Consider the following 1,221-nt stretch of genomic DNA (forward strand, 5'->3'; position numbering starts at 1 on the left):
GGAGACTCTGGAAAACCCCGTCACCCTACGCGAGAATGGCCCTGTGATCGCAGGTGTGGACTGGCTTCATGGGCGCTAAGCAGTTCGGTTTTGGTGATTACGAGCAGTCGACGGCCAAAAAGCGCACCAGGCGCGAGCGCTTCCTGGCTGAGATGGAGGCGATTGTGCCGTGGAAAGCGCTGGTTGATCTGATCGAGCCCCGCTACCCCAGGACCACCAGCAAGGGCGGTCGGCCTCCTTACCCGCTTGAGACGATGCTGCGGATCCACCTGCTCCAGCAGTGGTACGACCTGAGCGATCCAGCGATGGAGGATGCGTTGATCGAGGTGGCGACGATGCGCCGCTTTGCCGGCATTGCCCTGATCAGCGACCGGATCCCGGATGAGACCACGATCCTGGCGTTCCGGCATCTGCTGGAGCAGAACGATCTGGGTGAGCAGATTTTCAAAGCCGTGAATGCGCACCTCAAGGCCAACGGGATGGCAATGAAGCAGGGCACGATCGTCGATGCCACCATCATCGCGGCACCAAGCTCAACCAAGAATGAGAAGCGGGAACGGGATCCGGAGATGCACCAGACCAAGAAAGGCAACCAGTGGTACTTCGGGATGAAAGTGCATATCGGGGTGGACAGCGAGAGCGGCCTGATCCATTCAGTGGAAACCACGGCCGCCAATGTCCATGACCTCACCCCAGCGGCTGAGCTGCTGCACGGTGAGGAGACAGTGGTCTACGCGGATGCCGGCTATCAGGGAATTGAGAAGCGAGAGGAGATGCAAGGCAGAGGCATCGGCTTCCGGGTTGCCATGCGCCCAGGCAAGCGGCGGGCCTTACCGGATACACCCGAGGGGCGGGTTGATGATCTGATCGAGACGGCCAAAGCACACGTCCGTGCCAAGGTGGAGCATCCGTTCCGGGTGATCAAACGGCAGTTCGGCTTTCAGAAGACCCGGCTGCGGGGCATGCTCAAGAACGGCTGCAAGGTGAAGGTGCTGGCAGCACTCTCCAACCTGTTCATGGCGCGGCATGAGCTGCTATGCAGGACATGATTGGGGGCATGGTGTGCCCATTTGGGGCGAACACCGCCTCAAATGAGCGAGGTTCAGCCTCCAAATCGCCGAATTCAGGCTGATCGGAGCCTGATCGGCGATCAAAATGTTCATCAGGGACAAATCAAGGCCAGGCGCCCTCCTTGAGCGCTTGTTGTCCAGAGGTTCCTTA

General features: G+C 59.8%; 1 protein-coding gene. It reads left to right on the plus strand.

What is annotated here, in order from left to right; all coding sequences use genetic code 11:
• The first annotated feature begins 68 nt into the window (after nt 1-68).
• The gene (locus VB777_RS17325) at nt 69-1,049 is read left to right on the plus strand and encodes an IS5 family transposase (protein ID WP_323250526.1); all 981 of its coding nucleotides are present in this window, start codon (nt 69-71) and stop codon (nt 1,047-1,049) included.
• Nucleotides 1,050-1,221 lie beyond the last annotated feature (172 nt).

It is taken from the genome of Synechococcus sp. CCY9202 (assembly GCF_034931685.1).
Lineage (GTDB): Bacteria > Cyanobacteriota > Cyanobacteriia > PCC-6307 > Cyanobiaceae > CBW1002.

What these genes read in the sequence shown, in the direction of transcription:
- VB777_RS17325 (WP_323250526.1), top strand. Translation starts at nt 69, where the DNA reads ATGGGCGCTAAGCAGTTCGGTTTTGGTGATTACGAGCAGTCGACGGCC.